This is a genomic window from Neobacillus niacini (genome assembly GCF_031456445.1).
Lineage (GTDB): Bacteria > Bacillota > Bacilli > Bacillales > Cytobacillaceae > Neobacillus > Neobacillus niacini_I.
In genome coordinates, this window is the sequence record NZ_JAVDUQ010000047.1 from 13,217 (window position 1) to 30,829 (window position 17,613).

At 40.1% G+C, this 17,613-nt stretch carries 15 protein-coding genes; 11 read left to right on the forward strand and 4 right to left on the reverse strand.

Annotated elements, in window-relative coordinates:
- Window positions 1–56: 56 nt before the first annotated feature.
- The 4 genes from J2Y67_RS25255 to J2Y67_RS25270 all read left to right on the forward strand — a co-directional run bounded on the left by J2Y67_RS25255 (window position 57) and on the right by J2Y67_RS25270 (window position 7,653).
- Window positions 57–1,445 carry an APC family permease gene (locus tag J2Y67_RS25255; RefSeq protein ID WP_310178537.1) on the forward strand — a complete coding sequence of 463 codons (1,389 nt, stop codon included), beginning with the start codon at window positions 57–59 and terminating at the stop codon, window positions 1,443–1,445.
- A 406-nt stretch (window positions 1,446–1,851) separates the two neighbouring features.
- On the forward strand, window positions 1,852–4,773 hold the full coding sequence (locus J2Y67_RS25260) for a PAS domain S-box protein (protein ID WP_310178539.1): 2,922 nt from the start codon (window positions 1,852–1,854) through the stop codon (window positions 4,771–4,773).
- Between the two features lie 119 nt (window positions 4,774–4,892).
- Window positions 4,893–6,050 (forward strand): thiolase family protein, encoded by a 1,158-nt coding sequence (locus tag J2Y67_RS25265; RefSeq protein ID WP_310178540.1) that lies wholly within the window; start codon window positions 4,893–4,895, stop codon window positions 6,048–6,050.
- A 16-nt stretch (window positions 6,051–6,066) separates the two neighbouring features.
- Window positions 6,067–7,653, forward strand: a complete 1,587-nt coding sequence (locus J2Y67_RS25270; protein WP_310178542.1) for a fatty acid--CoA ligase — start codon at window positions 6,067–6,069, stop codon at window positions 7,651–7,653.
- Window positions 7,654–7,709: 56 nt separating this feature from the next.
- Here J2Y67_RS25270 and J2Y67_RS25275 read toward each other — a convergent pair whose 3' ends face one another.
- Together J2Y67_RS25275 and J2Y67_RS25280 are read right to left on the reverse strand one after the other, a co-directional pair.
- Entirely contained in the window at window positions 7,710–7,886 is a 177-nt protein-coding gene (locus J2Y67_RS25275) for a hypothetical protein (RefSeq protein WP_310178544.1), read from the reverse strand.
- A gap of 196 nt (window positions 7,887–8,082) precedes the next feature.
- Window positions 8,083–8,601, reverse strand: a complete 519-nt coding sequence (locus J2Y67_RS25280; RefSeq protein WP_396954140.1) for a YfiT family bacillithiol transferase — start codon at window positions 8,599–8,601, stop codon at window positions 8,083–8,085.
- 186 nt (window positions 8,602–8,787) lie between these two features.
- Between J2Y67_RS25280 and J2Y67_RS25285 the strand changes: the two genes are divergently transcribed.
- Entirely contained in the window at window positions 8,788–9,561 is a 774-nt protein-coding gene (locus J2Y67_RS25285) for an MBL fold metallo-hydrolase (protein ID WP_310178546.1), read from the forward strand.
- Window positions 9,562–9,589: 28 nt separating this feature from the next.
- On the opposite strand, the gene J2Y67_RS25290 is transcribed toward J2Y67_RS25285, so the two are convergent.
- Window positions 9,590–10,201, reverse strand: a complete 612-nt coding sequence (locus J2Y67_RS25290) for a flavin reductase family protein (RefSeq protein ID WP_310178549.1) — start codon at window positions 10,199–10,201, stop codon at window positions 9,590–9,592.
- A gap of 93 nt (window positions 10,202–10,294) precedes the next feature.
- On the opposite strand from J2Y67_RS25290, the gene J2Y67_RS25295 reads away from it, so the two are divergent.
- The 3 genes from J2Y67_RS25295 (at window position 10,295) to yfkAB (ending at window position 14,414) form a co-directional block, all read left to right on the forward strand.
- Entirely contained in the window at window positions 10,295–10,981 is a 687-nt protein-coding gene (locus tag J2Y67_RS25295; RefSeq protein WP_310178552.1) for an ArsR/SmtB family transcription factor, read from the forward strand.
- Window positions 10,982–11,011: 30 nt separating this feature from the next.
- Window positions 11,012–13,138, forward strand: coding sequence for a DNA helicase RecQ (recQ, locus tag J2Y67_RS25300; protein WP_310178555.1), 2,127 nt, complete (start codon window positions 11,012–11,014; stop codon window positions 13,136–13,138).
- A gap of 157 nt (window positions 13,139–13,295) precedes the next feature.
- The gene (gene yfkAB / locus J2Y67_RS25305) at window positions 13,296–14,414 is read left to right on the forward strand and encodes a radical SAM/CxCxxxxC motif protein YfkAB (protein ID WP_310178557.1); all 1,119 of its coding nucleotides are present in this window, start codon (window positions 13,296–13,298) and stop codon (window positions 14,412–14,414) included.
- A 116-nt stretch (window positions 14,415–14,530) separates the two neighbouring features.
- On the opposite strand, the gene J2Y67_RS25310 is transcribed toward yfkAB, so the two are convergent.
- The gene (locus J2Y67_RS25310) at window positions 14,531–14,755 is read right to left on the reverse strand and encodes a hypothetical protein (protein WP_310178559.1); all 225 of its coding nucleotides are present in this window, start codon (window positions 14,753–14,755) and stop codon (window positions 14,531–14,533) included.
- A 77-nt stretch (window positions 14,756–14,832) separates the two neighbouring features.
- On the opposite strand from J2Y67_RS25310, the gene J2Y67_RS25315 reads away from it, so the two are divergent.
- The 3 genes from J2Y67_RS25315 (at window position 14,833) to J2Y67_RS25325 (ending at window position 17,103) form a co-directional block, all read left to right on the forward strand.
- Window positions 14,833–15,063, forward strand: a complete 231-nt coding sequence (locus tag J2Y67_RS25315; RefSeq protein ID WP_310178561.1) for a hypothetical protein — start codon at window positions 14,833–14,835, stop codon at window positions 15,061–15,063.
- An 813-nt stretch (window positions 15,064–15,876) separates the two neighbouring features.
- Window positions 15,877–16,638, forward strand: a complete 762-nt coding sequence (locus J2Y67_RS25320) for a threonine/serine exporter family protein (protein WP_310178562.1) — start codon at window positions 15,877–15,879, stop codon at window positions 16,636–16,638.
- Window positions 16,639–16,656: 18 nt separating this feature from the next.
- Window positions 16,657–17,103, forward strand: a complete 447-nt coding sequence (locus J2Y67_RS25325; RefSeq protein ID WP_310178565.1) for a threonine/serine exporter family protein — start codon at window positions 16,657–16,659, stop codon at window positions 17,101–17,103.
- The last annotated feature ends 510 nt before the right edge of the window (window positions 17,104–17,613 follow it).

Genomic DNA, 17,613 nt, shown 5'->3' on the forward strand with positions numbered 1-17,613 from the left:
TGATTTCGGGTTAAAGTAAAGCAGATTTTTATCAGTACTGTGAGGGGGTATGGTGTGTGAAGGAAAAAGCAACACTTAGAAGGTCTCTTACATTGTTTCAAGTTGTTTTTTTGGGGTTGGCATGGAATAATCCAATGGTGTTTTTCAACACATATGGAATTGCGGCGGAAAGTTCAAAGGGTTTGCTTACGGGCGCGTATATTATTGCATTTATGGCAATTCTCTTTACTGCAGCCAGTTATGGAAAAATGGCAAGAGCACACCCAATTGCGGGATCGGCATATACGTACACGCAAAGGTCGATGAATTCTGAAACCGGTTTCATCGTTGGTTGGACCATCTTGTTGGATTATTTGCTGACTCCGATGATTACCTGCTTGATGTCCGCTGTTTTTTTAAGCGCAGAGTTTCCGGAAATACCGTTTTCATTTTGGATCATTACCCTGAATATTGGCATTACCATCGTTAGTTTAATCGGAATAAACTTCTCGGCCAATACAAGTCGAATTTTTGTTATTGCCCAAATTATGTTTGTTGCCCTTTTTGTTATCTTAACGATTAAAAGCGTTTTAGGCGGCATGGGAACTGGAACGCTTATATCAGCGCAACCCTTCTTTAACCCAAATGTTTCAGCCTCCGTACTCTTTGCCGGTGCTTCGCTGCTTTGCTTTAGCTTCCTGGGTTTCGACTCCGTTACAACATTGTCGGAAGAGACGATTAATCCGGAAAAGACGATTCCAAAGGCAATCTTTTTGATGATGCTCATAATGGGATTGATTTACATTGGATCATCGTATTTGGCTCAGATTGTCTTCCCAGGATTTTCATTCAAAAACACTGATTCTGCTGCTCTCGAACTCGTCAAAATGATTGGTGGGAATTTATTTAGCTCATTATTTATTACGGTCATGATTATTGGGAACTTTACTTCGGGTGTTTCGTCCGTTACGAGTGTCTCCCGTGTGTTGTATGTAATGGGGCGTGATGCGGTAATACCAAAAAAAATATTCGGTTATATTCATCCGCGGTTTCGAACGCCCTCCAATAGTATCCTTGTGGTAAGTTTGGTTTCGTTTTTAGGGATTGTGATAAGTCTTGATACAGCCATTACATTCATTAACTTTGGAGCGTTGATTGCGTTCACCTTCGTGAATCTTTCCGTCATCGCCCACTATTATGTGAAAAATCATATGCGTTCTTTCAAGGAAACGATTCAGTATCTTATTTTTCCGTTGATTGGTGCGGGATTCATTATGTGGCTGTGGTCCTATTTGGATATCCATGCGCTTATTTTGGGAATCAGCTGGGTGGCAGTCGGATTTGTCTACCTGTTAATCTTGACAAAATGCTTCCGTCAGCGGCTTCGAAAACTGCATTTTGATGATGTGAATTATGAGCCGATGATAGTGGGCTGTGAGGAAATGAGGATTTCTGTGGATTCATAATCTTGCATTAATAATATGAATAATCACTTTACAAAATAGTAGAAAGGTTTATTTCTAACGGAGGTGTTACCTAGCATCCATGCACTGAATTGGACTTCGAATCCAAAAATAATTTGTTGGGAGGAAAAGGAAATCACTATTCTAAAAACACAATATTACACTAGAAGTGGTGGCGCTTTAGCGTTCTTATCGTGACATATCCCAAAAAGCTTGAGGAAATTTTCCTCAAGCTTTTTGGGTACTATTCTATACTTTTTATTCGTAAGTTCGACCCAGCCTTTTAAAAATAGTCAATTGGAATTATTTATAATTTGAATATAAAAAATATTCAGAATTATATTGTTGTCCAAGAAATTTCTATGTAATAATATTCTATAATTACAATTATTTATTTGGGGGAATCGTCATGGTCATAAATAACCTAATAGCTCTAGACAAGAATAGTTGCCTGAAATCTGAAAAGCTAAAGCTTGAGAGTGAATGGGAAAAGTTTATTTTTGGCAATCATAACACCCCAATAATCCGCCCATTAATGTTTGATTCATGGCAGCGCTGTTTGAACCATGGAATCAGTCCGCTTCAAAGTAAGACTTCAATTAACCTTAGCGAAGAACAAATTAAGGAATATAAAATAACGGATCCTGTATTTCGTATTTTTAAACCGGTGCTTACCAGATTAAAAGATCTGTATATGGATTCCGGCCATTTGATAACGTTTTGTAATCCTTCCGGGGATATCGTTTATTTAGACGGAGATTTATCTTTAATGCTCAAAGCCGAAGATATGAATTTTGTCCCTGGTTCATCTTGGGCAGAAAACCTTGCCGGCACAAATGCGATTGGAACAGCAATTGCCACAGGTTTTCCGATTCAAGTGTTTGCCGGGGAACATTTTTGCCAAGAGGTACAAAAGTGGACATGTTCGGCTGCACCAATCCGTGACCCCGCTACCCAAAAAGTTATGGGCGTTATTGATTTAACAGGACTTTGGGCAGTTAACGATCCCTATTTTTTGTCTGTAGTCACTTCAGCAGCAGCAGATATCAATAGGATACTGTTTAATCAATTAAAGATGGAACGCTTTAATCTATTAGAATATTATCAAAGCCAAACAATTTCCCGCCGCACCTTTTCCCATTTAGTTGTTTTAGATCGGGGGTGGAAGGTAATAAAAGCATCTCCTTTTTTATATGAACAAGGTTTGATTGATTCAAATCATTTCTTAGTTGGTGTTCCTTCTCTATCGTTATCGTTAACATTAAAAACGCATTGGGAGTTAGAACATTCAAAGGGAATTTGGCGTTTTGAGCTCACCCCGTATATCTATGGAGGAGTGCCGATTGGTGCCGTTGTTCAGGCTATTCCTCCAATCATAACAAATGGCAAGAATATCTCCCTTGCTGGTAACAATTCCAATCCTAGAGTGATGGATGGGACCCCACCATTATTATCAAATATAAATAACGGGCGATTAATCCCTGATTTTAATCATAAGGATCGAGTTGAAGTAAAAAAAACCTTTAACAATGAAGGATTTTATAAAGCTTTTTTTGATCATAATCCTGACGGTATCTTTTCATGTGATCTGCAGGCAAATGTATTGGAAGCAAATCCGGCTCTGGAAAGAATGCTGGGGTATTCGGTTAAAGAACTTCAACAGTTACCGGTTGAATCATTATATCTTCCTGAATATCTGGAAAGTGGATTAGAATACCTGGAAAAAACAATCAAAGGAAATCCCCAGGAATATGAAGTGGCGATTAAGCACAAAAATGGATATCGGGCAGATATTAAAGTTAAAAGTTTCCCGACGATTATAGACAATGAGATTGTTGGGGTTTACGGGATTGTAAAAGATATTACCAAAGACAAGCAAATGGAAGCAGATCTGCAATTAACCAAACAGCAATTGGACTTATTTCTTAAAAATACTGTAGATACAATTACTATTTTTGACTTACAACTTAATGTCATAAAAGTGAATGAAGCTTTTGAAAAAGTATTTGGCTGGACTGAACAAGAAGTAATTGGAAGAAGAGTGCCTATTATTCCTGATTTTTTGGTTGAACAGTATACTGAAAATTTAAGAAACATGATGAATAACAGGTATATTATGACGTTTGAAACGATTCGGCAGCGGAAAGATGGAAGTCTTATTGATGTGAGAAGTTTTGTTTCCCCAATTGTAAATGCAAATGGAAATGTGACGGCTTTTGTATCCATCATTAGAGATATTACGGAACATAAACGTATGGAGGAAGCATTGAAAGAAAGTGAGAAAAGATTACGAACCTTAATTAATGCGATGCCTGATATCGTTATCTTTAAAGATGGCGAGGGAAGATGGCTGGAAGCGAACGATCATGCTCTAAAGATCTTTCAGTTTGAGAATGTTCCTTACAGGGGCAAAAAAGACAGTGAGCTGGCAGTCTATAAGGAATCCTATCGTGATACACTTACTTTTTGTGAAAAATCGGATCAAGAAGCATGGAAAAATGGCCGTGAAACCCGAACAGAAGAAGTAATGATGCAGCATGATGGCAAATCAGTTATTTTCGATGTGATTAAGGTTCCCATTTTTTATCCTGATGGCAGACGCAAAGGACTTTTGATCATAGGACGCGATATTACGGAACTGAAGCAAACAGAAGAATTGCTAAGAAAATCGGAGAAGCTTGCTGTAGTAGGCCAATTATCAGCAGGAATTGCCCATGAGATTCGAAATCCATTGACATCTCTTAAAGGATTTTTGAGTTTAATGCAATCCTCTATAGCCAAGAAAGATGATTGGTATTTGGATGTGATGGTATCTGAGATTAATCGAATCGACTCCATAACGAATCAATTTATGGCAGTAGCCAAGCCGCAGGCAGTCACGATTCAACTCCAAAATTTAAAAGAATTAATTCAACAGGTTTTAGTAGTTGTTTATCCTGAAGCAACCATGAACAATATTCAAATCTTCATTGAAGCGGAAGATGACATTCCATTGATTCAATGTGAAGTGAATCAATTAAAACAAGTATTTATCAATATCTTAAAAAATTCTATTGAAGCGATGCGAAGTGGAGGGGGTATCTTGGTTCAAATCAAGAAACTCGACCAAAACCGAGTCTTAATTCGCTGCATTGACAAAGGATGCGGGATTCCACAGGAACGTATTCCTCATCTTGGAGAACCCTTTTATAGTCTTAAAGAAAAAGGAACCGGCTTGGGGCTAATGATGAGCTATAAAATTATTGAAGAGCATCAAGGAAAAATCACGATTGAAAGTGAACTCAATAAGGGAACAATCGTTGATGTGATCTTGCCTATTCCGCCATTATAAAAATATAGTCCTATTATTATAGTTTTAAATTTTAAATATTCAGACATATATATAATAAAAAGAGGATATGAAACCCAGATTTATAGAATCTATCTAATATGGAAAGGACGTTTTAAAAAATGCGGGAAGTCGTTATTGTTGAGGGGGTTCGAACACCGGTTGGAAAAAGAAATGGCATATTAAAGGATATTCGACCGGATGACTTGGCAGCATTAACACTAACGGAATTAGTGAATCGGGCCGGCTTAGATCCCGCCAATGTTGATGATGTCATTCTCGGATGTGTCACACAAGTGAGTGAACAAGCGGGAGATATTGCAAGAGTTGGGGCATTAATTGCCGGATTCCCGATTGAAGTCCCTGGAACCACGATTGACCGTCAATGCGGCTCTAGCCAGCAGGCTGTTCATTTTGCAGCACAGGCGATCCTGGCTGGTGATATGGATGTGGTCATTGCCGGTGGTGTGGAAAGTATGTCACGTGTGCCAATGGGTTCAAGCTATCAAGGAGTAAAGAATCCTTACAGTCCGAAACTAAGAGAACGATTTGAAATGATTCATCAAGGTTTGTCTGCTGAGCGAATCGCGGCAAAATACGGTTTTTCTCGAAAGGAACTCGATCAATTTTCATTGGAGAGCCATGAAAAAGCTTTAAGGGCACAAGCCCAGGGTTATTTCAACAGAGAAATTTTTCCGATTGAGGTCAAACTTTCTGATGACGCATCCTCGGTTATCAAGGAGGACCAAGGGCCAAGAAAAGGAACTTCTTTAGAGGCACTTGCCGGTTTAAAACCTTCCTTTTTAGAAGATGGTGTCATTCATGCGGGAAATTCCAGTCAAATTAGTGATGGAGCAGCGGCCATTTTACTGATGTCTCGTGAAAAGGCAGAGGAATTGGGGCTGAAGCCGCGTTTCCGTGTTCATACCCGTGTTGTCGTAGGTTCAGATCCGATATTGATGCTGACAGGCCCAATACCGGCCACACAAAAGGCTTTGGAAAAATCAGGCCTCTCCATTGATGATATTGATATTTTTGAAGTGAACGAGGCGTTTGCACCGGTTCCAATGGCATGGTTAAAGGAAACAGGTGCAGACCCGGCCAAGCTCAACCCAAATGGCGGGGCGATTGCCCTAGGACACCCATTAGGCGGAAGCGGGGCACGTTTAATGGTGACAATGATGCATGAGCTTGAACGTACTGGTGGCCGCTTTGGGCTGCAGACGATGTGTGAAGGCCATGGGATGGCAAACGCTACCATTATTGAAAGATTAGATTAATTCAGGGGGAGATGAAATGGGGACGACGATTGGCAAAGTTTTCGATTTGACAGTTAAAAGGCTTCCGAATAAGGAAGCGATTTATGATGTAAGAAAAAATGTTCGTTTCACTTATAAAGAGTGGAACATGCAGGTGAACCGACTTGCGAATGCACTCATAAAGGAAGGGGTTAAAAAAGGCGACCGAGTCTCCACTTTTTTATTTAATACCGAAGAATTAGGGACCGCCTTTTTTGCCTGTGCGAAAATTGGTGCTGTCTTTAATCCGATTAATTTTCGTCTAATGCCCGAGGAAGTAGCTTATATTTTATCGGATGCGGCCCCTAAGGTTGTTCTTTTTGAAAAAACATTAGAACCTGTCATCGCCAACATCGAGAACCGTTTCCCGTCTATTTCCTTCTGGTATATTGATGAAGATACGCCTGCCTATGCTAAAAACTTTCATGAACAGCTTGAAGCGGCTTCGTTAGAGCTGGCACAGGTAAACGTTGATGAAAATGACCTTTATGCGATTATGTATACGAGCGGGACAACCGGCAGACCGAAAGGAGTCATGCACAGTCATCGTAATATGATCGAGCATAGCTTGCTAGTGATTGCCGCCGAGAAGCTTGAACCAGCGGATGTGGGACTTGTTACGGCACCGATGTTCCATTGTGCAGAGCTTCACTGTGCCTTCCTGCCGAGGGTTCATTCGGGCTGCCGTAATGTGATTCTTCATCAATTTAATCCGAAGAAAGTCCTTGAATTAATCAGTCAGGAAAAAATAACGAAATTTTTTGCTGCCCCAACGATGTTGAATATGCTCCTTCAGGAGGATTTAAGCCAATACAATCTTGAAAGCTTGAAACTTGTGTTATATGGGGCTGCTCCCATGGCACCTTCTCTTGTCCAGGCCTGTCATGACCGCTTGGGAATATCCTTGGTCCAGGCATATGGGATGACCGAGATGGGACCGGCAATTACCTTTTTGTCGGAAGGCGACCAATTGCGAAAAGTGGGCTCTGCCGGCCAGGCCTGTTTAAATCATGATGTTCGGATTGTCCGTACCAGAGAAGATCGTCCATCCGAACCGGATGACATCCTGCCTCCAGGTGAACCAGGTGAAATTATTGTTCAGGGATCGTGCATGATGCTCGGCTATTTCGGTCGTAAGGATGCGACTGAAATAGCGATGTATAAGGGCTGGTACCACTCAAGGGATATCGGCTACATGGACGAAGAGGGTTACCTTTTTGTAAACGACCGTGTGGATGATATGATTATCAGCGGCGGGGAAAATATTTACCCGCGCGAAGTCGAGGATGTTTTGCATGCACATCTCGGAGTACTGGATGTCGCAGTGGTCGGGCAGCCGGATGACCGCTGGGGGGAAACAGTTACGGCTTTTGTCGTGAAAAAAGACCCAACTGTTAACGAACAAGAGTTGGATGAATACTGCAAGAACAGCAATCAGCTGGCAAACTATAAACGGCCAAGAAAGTATGTATTTTGTGAGGTACTTCCGCGGAATGCAAGCGGTAAAATACAGAAGTTCATTTTACGGAAACAATTAGAGGAGCTGTTTGCAAAGGGAGCTTCGCAGGGGGCGCCAAAACAATAAGAAGTCATTCTAAATCTTTGGGCAAGCTGCTTTATTCATTTTTTAAAAAGAACATTTTAGAAGAAATGATGAAAAATAGCTCCAATGGATCTGCCCAGAAATCTAAAAGAAACAACAATCAATCTCCATAAAAGTCCTAAAACCCATTCCAAAAGACATTCTAAAATTTGTTCAGCAACATAATGCCCAATTTTTGTATTCTTGTGTTTTTCCTTTACTTTAAAACGTCTCATTCGTTTACCTCTTTAATCATTGGTTGGTTGTGTCCATACCTACATTATAAAGGATTACTTATCCTTTATAGTACCAATAAATTGTAACTTTTATTGGGGATTTTAGGATACTTTTGAAGGGGGAGAAATGACGTGTGATTGGCCACACGTCATTTCATTGTCTGAAATAGGATTTGTTAATTTTCATAATTTAGGTCTACCAGCCTAAACGACTACGTAATGAGGTAATATGGGCAAGATGATGCCGGCAATGCCATGCGTAAAGCCCAATATTTACACCAAGCGACACTTCACCAGATTCCGGATGGAAAAAGGTCTTTTCATGATCAGCTTTGCTTAGCGATTTTAATAGCTCTACCCAGCGAAGATGCAGCGAATCAAGAAGCTTTAGGGAAACATCAACTGGTAATTCGTAATCAGGCAGTTTTGCCCATTGGTCCTCATGATAAGGTTTGATGACAGGGTTTTGTTCGGTAAGTGCCAATTTAAACCGCACATAGCTATTGATATGGCTATCAGCAAGATGATGAATAACTTGACGAACAGTCCAGCCGCCTTGTCGATAGGGAGTGTCTAATTGTTCTTCTTGTAAGTCCGCTACAGCTGCTCTTAAAAGTGCTGGAGTTTCATCGATCTCTTTTATCCAACCTTCAATAAGCTCACTTGTTATTTCTCCTTCAAAATGAAATTTGCCAACCGGATACCTTAAATCCATTACATACATTCCTCCTTTATTATTCATTATATTGGTCGGAGTGGAATCTTTGTAATATTAGTTCTTTATATGCCTATAACTTAATGGAATACCGTCATTATTTTTTTGAATTAGAGCAAAAGGGAATAAAAGTATATGCTATTTACATCAAAAAAGAAGTTATCAATAATAAAGGGAGAGAATATCATGCAAATTCAATTGATTCGTCATGCTACCCATCTAATAACTTACGCGGGAAAAACATTTTTACTTGACCCAATGTTTAGTGAAAAAGGAACACTTGCACCAGTTCCTAACGCGCCTAATCAACATTTAAACAATCCGTTAACTCCTCTATCTGTTGGGCTGGAGCAATTACTAGATATTGATGCTATTATCGTTACTCATACCCATAGGGATCACTTTGATGATGCAGCAATGTCAAAACTGCCTAAACATCTGCCATTGTTTTGCCAGCCGGATGATGAACAGCTGATTAAAGAAAAAGGATTTGAAAATGTAATAGTTATCCAAAGTGAAATCAATTGGAACGGTATCCAATTGATTCGAACTGGCGGTAGACATGGTCAAGGAGAACTGGCTGAAAAAATGGGTCCTGTTTCTGGATTTATTCTTAAAGCAATCGCCGAGCCTTGTTTATATATAATTGGTGACAGTGTCTGGTATTCTGAAATTGAATCTAATTTTAAAAATTATTCACCTAATGTTGCAATTGTGTTTGCTGGCGAAGCACGTTTTTTGGAAGGTTCCCCTATTACGATGGGGTTGGCCGATATTGAGAATATTATACAGACATCACCGGAAACCCATTTAGTCATTTCCCATATGGAATCGTGGAACCATTGCCTTTTAAAACGTGACGAGGTGAGAGAGTTTAGTCTTAAGTATCATATAGAGGAGAAAATATCTGTACCTGAAAATGGTGAAATCATAGAATTCGATGCTCAAGAACTCGTATAATTAAAATACGAGTTTTTTTATGTTTTAATTAAGTTTCCGAACGAAAGGTTTTCCCCAATTCTTCTCCAAGTCCAAAATAATGACGAAAATTATATATTAACGGACTCCATTTTGCCGGATCAATATGGTTCGTATCTTTTAAAATTTCCGTATGGGCATGAACGACTAGTGCCTTCGATTCAATAATTGCAAACATTGGGGAGTAATCAAGGATCCGAATATTTAAGACTCTAGCTTCTATTTGAATCGGACATTCCATAATCCTTGAGGGAGCTGCAATCTTTGAATCAAGCTCAGTCAGCCCGCTGGCAGGGTATTTCTCCTTTTTATAGGAAAAGCCAAGCTCCTTTTTAAAATCGGGAACCGGATTTTTGCCCGTGAAAGGGGCAAGGTTCTCCACATTCCTCCATAGTGAAGGATCGGGTAAATTAATTACACATTCTGGATGTGTTTGAAGATTTTCAAATGCTTTTCCACTAGTGGAAATTCCCAATATGATAAAATCCCCTAACGCCCAAGATGAAGATATTGGACTAATGTTTGTGGTGCCGTCTTGATTTAAGGTAGTTAATAAAATAACGGGTGTCCCATAGTAAAGAATTCTTGGTGAAATAACCGTAGATTCTATAAAGTTTTTCAAGAAAATCACTCCTTTATTTAGGCTTCAACTTTATAATAAAGGAGAGATAATTCCATATTCATCGAAATATGGATTACATTTTGGGAGGAGAATATGATGATTAATCCAAACCTTTCCAATGTTGCCAGCATTGTGAGTGATCCTTCAAGAGCAGCCATTCTAACGGTATTAATGGATAACCGATTTCATACTGCCGGGGAACTTGCCTTTATGGCAAGGATAAAGCCACAAACCACTAGTTACCATCTTGCTAAATTGATAGAAGCAAACCTCATTATGGTTGAAAATCAAGGAAGACATCGATACTTTAAAATACAAAATCCAGAAGTGGCACAGATAATGGAAACATTGTTAACTTTGTCTCCGCCACCCAAAATAAGGTCTTTGAAACAATCCACTGAAGATAAACAAGTCCGCTTTGCTCGGACATGCTACGATCATCCTGCTGGATATCTTGGTGTGCAACTAACAGAGGCACTTATAAAAAAGGGATTTTTAACAGATGACTTTATTCTGACAGATAGTGGGGCTGCTTTTCTATCTTCATTAGGAATTAATATTCAAGAGGTTAGAAAAAAACGGCGTTCCTTCTGTCATAAATGTTTGGATTGGAGCGAAAAAAGATATCACCTAGCAGGTGCATTAGGTTACGCTATCCTTGAATTACTATTAGATAACCATTGGGTTGAACGTTTACCTAAATCAAGGGCTCTCCAAATTACCAATAGTGGAAAGCAGGCTTTAATGGAGATATTTTCAATTAATCTTGTAACCAAATAAATCAATAAGAATAGAAAGGAGTGACAAGGTATGTTTGAACAAGCCCTGCCCATATTAGAAACGTATTTCGGATACAAATCCTTTCGTAAAGGACAAGAGCAGGCAATTCAATCTGTATTAGCGGGAAACAATACGATTTGTGTAATGCCTACAGGAGGCGGTAAATCGATTTGCTATCAAATCCCGGCAATGGTCCTTCCGGGAACAACCATAGTCATTTCTCCGCTGATATCCTTAATGAAAGACCAGGTGGATGCTCTTATCCAGGCAGGTATTCCTGCGACATTTATCAATAGCTCGTTAACCTTCAGTGAAGCAAACGAGCGAATCCAGGACACTAAACAAGGGAAGTACAAGCTTTTATACATAGCACCAGAAAGATTGGAATCACGAGAATTTATCGAAGACCTTAATAACATGGAAATTCCTTTAGTTGCAGTGGATGAAGCCCACTGTATTTCACAATGGGGGCATGATTTCCGCCCAAGTTACCGCCATATACAACAAATGGTAAATAGCCTTCCGCAGAAACCGATTGTACTTGCCTTAACGGCAACGGCAACTCCAAGAGTTCGTGAAGATATTTGCACGCTGCTTAAAATTGAAGAAGAGAACACGGTGATGACAGGATTTGAAAGGGAGAATCTTTCTTTTTCTGTTATTAAAGGACAGGACCGTCTTAAATTTCTTATTGATTATATAAAAAAGAATGAAAAGGAAGCTGGGATTATTTATGCGGCAACGAGGAAAAATGTTGACCAGCTCTACGAAAGGTTAAAGAAAGAAAACATTAATGTGGCACGTTACCATGCAGGGATGGGTGATGCAGAGCGTGCACGAGAGCAGGAACGATTTTTAGAGGATAAAGCATCCGTAATGGTGGCCACTTCAGCTTTTGGAATGGGAATCGATAAGAGCAATATAAGATATGTCCTTCATTTTCAGCTTCCGAAAAATATGGAAAGCTATTATCAAGAAGCGGGCCGTGCCGGCCGGGACGGACTTGATAGCGAATGTATTCTGCTTCACTCTTCACAGGATGTGCAAATTCAACGCTTCTTAATTGATCAATCAAGCGACCGAAGCCGGATGACGCAGGAACTGGAAAAACTTCAGCAAATGGTCGATTATTGTCACACGGAAGACTGCTTACAGGAATTTATTCTACATTATTTTGGTGAAACAGAAACTAATGCCTGCGGTAGATGCGGCAATTGCTTGGATTCCCGATTGAGTGTGGATGTTACAAAAGAAGCGCAAATGGTGCTGTCTTGTATTATTCGGATGGGACAGAGATTCGGAAAAACACTTACCGCCCAAGTGTTAACAGGTTCTAAAAATAAAAAAGTAACCGAAATGGGATTTAACACGCTTTCCACTTATGGAATCATGAAGGACCAAGGTGCAAAAGATATCGGTGATTTTATTGAGTTTTTAATTTCACAAGAATTAATTGCCATTGAACAAGGAACCTTTCCAACACTTTTTGTTTCACCAAAGGGAAAAGAAGTTCTTTTGGGAAAATCACAAGTTCATCGCAGGGAAATGGTTACGGTCAAACAAGTATCCAAGAACGACCCATTATTTGAAGTGTTGCGTGAGGTCAGAAAAAGAATGGCTGAATCGGAAAAAGTACCTCCGTTTGTGATTTTTTCAGATGCTGCTCTAAAGGATATGTGTGCTAAACTGCCGAAATCTAGTGATGCGTTTTTACAGGTTAGCGGCGTGGGAGAAATGAAGTTACAGAAGTATGGTCTCGATTTTATTCAGGCAATTCGCGAATTTTGCGAGGCAAATCCCGAATACCAAAGTGAGCTCACAACAGAAGCACAGCCAGCCAAAAAGCCTGCGAAAAAACCGGTAGGGGATTCCCATTTGGAAACCCTTAACCTTTATCAAAACAATCTTTCCATAAAGGAAATTGCCAAACAGCGCGACTTATCTTTAAGTACCGTTGAAAATCATTTGATTCAATGTGCTCAGCAGGGATTAGGAGTTGATTTTTCGACAATTATTCCTTCTGAATACATTCCATTATTGGAAAAAGCAGTAGCGGAAGCCGGACGAGAACGCTTAAAGCCGATTAAGGAACTATTGCCTGAAGAAGTCAGCTATTTCATGATTAAAGGGTATCTTTACTTCATGAGCAAAGAATGATTTTTTGTCGATATTTCCCGGGAATTTGAAAATAATGTGGATTTGAGGGACCGCAATAAAAGAGTTTGCGGTCTTTTAGTAATGGTCTTTTTGCTAAGAGAATATCTTATGATAGAATGGGTAGGGTTTTGAAAGACTGATTGTTAAGGAGATTAAGATGACATTTATGAAAAAAATTACCCCATCGTATGATCCGTGGGAAGCCTATTTAGACATGGAGCAATATGGAAAACTTCAGTTAAGTAATATCGAATTTACGACGACAACACTTTGTAATATGCGCTGCGAGCATTGTGCAGTAGGATATACACTCCAAACGAAGGACCCTGCCGCACTTCCACTTGATTTACTGCTGCAACGTTTAGAAGAAATTCCGACGTTAAGGTCACTTAGTATTACTGGCGGCGAGCCGATGCTTTCCCTTTCTTCGGTGAAAAATTATGTGGTTCCGATTTTAAAATATGCCCATGAACGCGGGGTTCGGACACAGATTAATTCCAATTTAACGCTGGATTTAGACCGGTATGAATTAATCATTCCGTATTTGGATGTTTTACATATATCACATAACTGGGGAACGGTAGATGATTTTGTTGAGGGCGGTTTTGCTAGAATGGAGAAACAGCCGGAATACAGTCAAAGGGAAAAATATTTTGAAAGAATGATAGATAACAGTCGTGAGTTGGTAAAGGCGGGTGTAATGGTATCGGCGGAAACGATGTTGAATAAGCGGACATTACCACACCTGGAAAAAATTCACAGGCAAATTGTTGAGGAAATGCTCTGCCAGCGCCATGAGGTTCACCCAATGTACCCGAGTGATTTTGCCAGCAATCTTGAGACATTAACACTAGATGAAATTAGAGGGGCCATTCATCATTTGTTGGACATTAGAGATGAAAACGTGTGGATGCTGTTTGGGACGCTGCCGTTTTACCCTTGCAGCAATAGCCAAGAAGATTTGGATCTTTTGAAACGCCTATACGGAAGCAAGAACGTCACTGTCCGAAACGACCCCGATGGCCGTTCACGCTTGAACGTGAATATTTTCAACGGCGATATTATTGTCACCGATTTTGGCGATACCCCGGCGCTAGGAAATATTAAAACGACAAAACTGGAGGATGCCTATCAAGTTTGGCAATCTTCAAGTATTGCAAACGAATTAAATTGTCACTGTCCGGCTGTTTCTTGCCTAGGTCCGAATATTTTAGTGAAAAATAGTTATTATAAAGAGCTGGATTTTACTACTTTAGAAGCGAAAATTGCCAAATAGCCATGTTGAAGTTGTAAAAATCCTAAAGAAAAGGCCGTATGTTTAACATGCGGTCTATTCTGTATGCTTCAAAAACTTTGGCTGATAGTGGACAGCAGCAAATAAAATCAAACCGCTTATAATAAGTAAGGCGCTTGTACTTTACTAGTGTATTGAGATTTCGTGTTTTTGTTTGCTTCGATGCGGAATTCCTTTGTAAAAATAACTAACAAGTCAGAAATGAAAATGGAAATAGATGTCCATTTAAAACTGGTCGCATATCCGAGTGAATCCGCTAAAACGCCCCCAAGAATGGGACCTAATAAGGAACCGGTAATACTGCCTGTCTGAAGTGTCCCCAATACTCCCTTTTCGTTTTTTGGCGGAGAGGTCTTATTTTTTCATAAATAGGTACAATAAGGGGATAGGAGGGATTGTTGTGGAAAATTATGCGGCGTTTTTGCGGAGTAAAAACTGGATCGACAATGATTTAGATGCAAGGTACATCAATGTAGCCCATCCCTATGCCATTTTAATTTCCGGTGATGAAGGTCAAGTTACCCTAAGAGGGAATACTGGCCACGACAATGGGCAGAACGGGGAAGAGATTTTTAGTTTCAATTCATTAATAGAGCTGCAGGAATGGTTTGAAAACAATATTGGCGAGTGATTTTTGGGGAGATGGAGGACAAAACTCTAAGGTGGAAGGGAATCTTCCTTAGATTCGGTCGTATATAACCCGGCTACGCTACCGTGAAAGGGATTCTGCCCTGGATTCGGTTGTATAGAACCATGCTATGCTACCGTGGAAGGAAATCTTCTCTAGATACGGTCGCATAGAACCCGGCTATGCTACCGTGAAAGGGAATCTGCCCTGGATTCGTTCGCATAGAACCATGCTATGCTACCGTGGAAGGGAATCTTCTCTAGATACGGTCGCATAGAACCCGGCTATGCTACCGTGAAAGGGAATCTGCCCTGGATACGGTTGTATAGAACCCGGCTACGCTACCGTGAAAGGGAATCTGCCCTGGATACGGTCGCATAGAACCATGCTATGCTACCGTGGAAGGGAATCTTCTCTAGATACGGTCGCATAGAACCCGGCTATGCTACCGTGGAAGGGATTCTTCCTAGTATTCGGTCGCATAGAACCCGGCTACGGGAACTTTGGCTCCCTGATAGTGCCCTTCTTGGTGAATTTTTTGAAGACACGGGAACTATAGCCCCCTGATAGTCCCCGTCTCGGTGATTTTTTTTGAAAACTCGTTGGTGAGCCTGTGAAAAAGGTCTTCATAAGGGAGATGAAGGACAAAACACGTTGGTGAACCTGTGGAAATGGTCTTCATAAGGCTGATGAAGCCCAAAAACCTGCGACTATCCATGAAAATGGTCTTCATAAGAATTGATCATTGCGTATTCGATTGGTTTTGTTTTAAACTGTAATTTATCTGAATGTTAAAGGATCAATGGAGCGATGAAAATGGAAAATCTTGCAGAACAAACCTATGAAATTATGGAAGTATGTCTTCTTGCAGGGAAAATCATGCTCCAGAGCGGCGGAGAGACGTATCGGGTCGAAGATACAATGATGCGGATTGCTGCTGCTTTTGGCATTGAAAATTCACATAGTTATGTAACGCCAACAGGGATCATTTTTTCAGCAGAAGGATCAGAACCTACGAAGACGAAACTCATTCGGATCTCTGAACGCTCCACTGATTTAAAAAAAGTCGCGATGGTAAACAGTATTTCACGCAGAATCAGCAGCGGGGAAGTAAGCCCAAAAGAAGCGTTGAAATTGCTAAAGGAGCTTGACTCGTTAACCATGACGTTTCCGTTCATGGTTCAGGTGGCGGCGGCATCAATGGCGAGCGGCTGTTTTATGATTATGTTTAACGGCGGCTGGAATGACTTTATTCCGGCAATGATTACCGGTGGGCTTGGATATCTCAGCAATATTTACTTTCACCGTTTTGTGCCCATAAAGTTCTTTTCAGAGTTCCTGGCTTCCTTTGTAATTGGTCTGCTTTCTTTTATATTTGTAAAATTAGGAATCGGTCATGAGTTGGATAAAATAATCATTGGCTCTGTTATGCCCTTGGTTCCCGGACTATTAATTACCAATGCGATAAGGGATTTGATGGTCGGTCATTTAGTGTCAGGACTATCAAAAGGGGCAGAAGCATTTCTAACTGCCTTTGCCATCGGATCAGGAATCGCAATCGTCCTATCATTTTTATAAAAACAAGGAGGGCACAGCATGAACATTGTAGCCCAATTAATCACTAGTTTTATTGCAACGGGTGCTTTTGGAATCATTTTTAATGCTCCCAAGAATACATTAATAAAATGTGGTCTAATTGGCATGGGAGGCTGGCTCATTTACTATGTCATAGAAGATTATTTCGGAGATGTAATTTTAGCGACTTGGATTGCAACCATTTTTATTGCCGTGGTTAGTCATGTGCTGGCGAAATTTTACAAGACTCCCGTAATTATTTTCAGTGTTGCCGGAATTATTCCTCTCGTACCTGGAGGACTTGCCTATGATGCGATGCGCAATTTTGTGGAAAATGATTATAACCAAGCTTTAGGAAATGCAGCCAATGTATTAATGCTTTCAGGAGCAATTGCTTTTGGTTTAATTTTTTCAGAGGTACTGAACCAAGTGATTCGAAAAATTAAACATCAAAGGATAAAGCTGTGAGGATGACGACTTTTCATAAAATTGGCAAAGGCAGAGGACATTGCCCTCTGCCTTTTTTGCTTTAACCTAAAATTAGGTTGTTATCGTAACTTGTGAATGGTTGCCTGATTTCAGCCATCGCAAGGTAAAAATTTATTTAGATATGATTGTTTTTATATACCAATTGCCGCGGTTACTTTTCCACTGATGGTTTTACCTAAACGACGTAAGCCCTACCTCTCTTACATCCTTACGGCTCCGAAGCCGATCCAGTGTGAATAGTTTTTTATTAAAACATAAGCAGAATGCCAGAAAAAATTCTTACATTGCGTTCTTTTCTAAATTCCAAGTTACATAATTTGTAAAGCACAAGACATTATCTTACAGGTGAAATTGATTTTTGTCAAATATAACTTTGAAAAAGGCCGAACTATTATGATATGCTCCCTCTAAAGTGGACAGATGAAAAAACAAAAATCTGTCGTTACTTTAGGGGGATTTTTTATGTCAAAGAGAAGTAAATATTCTGCT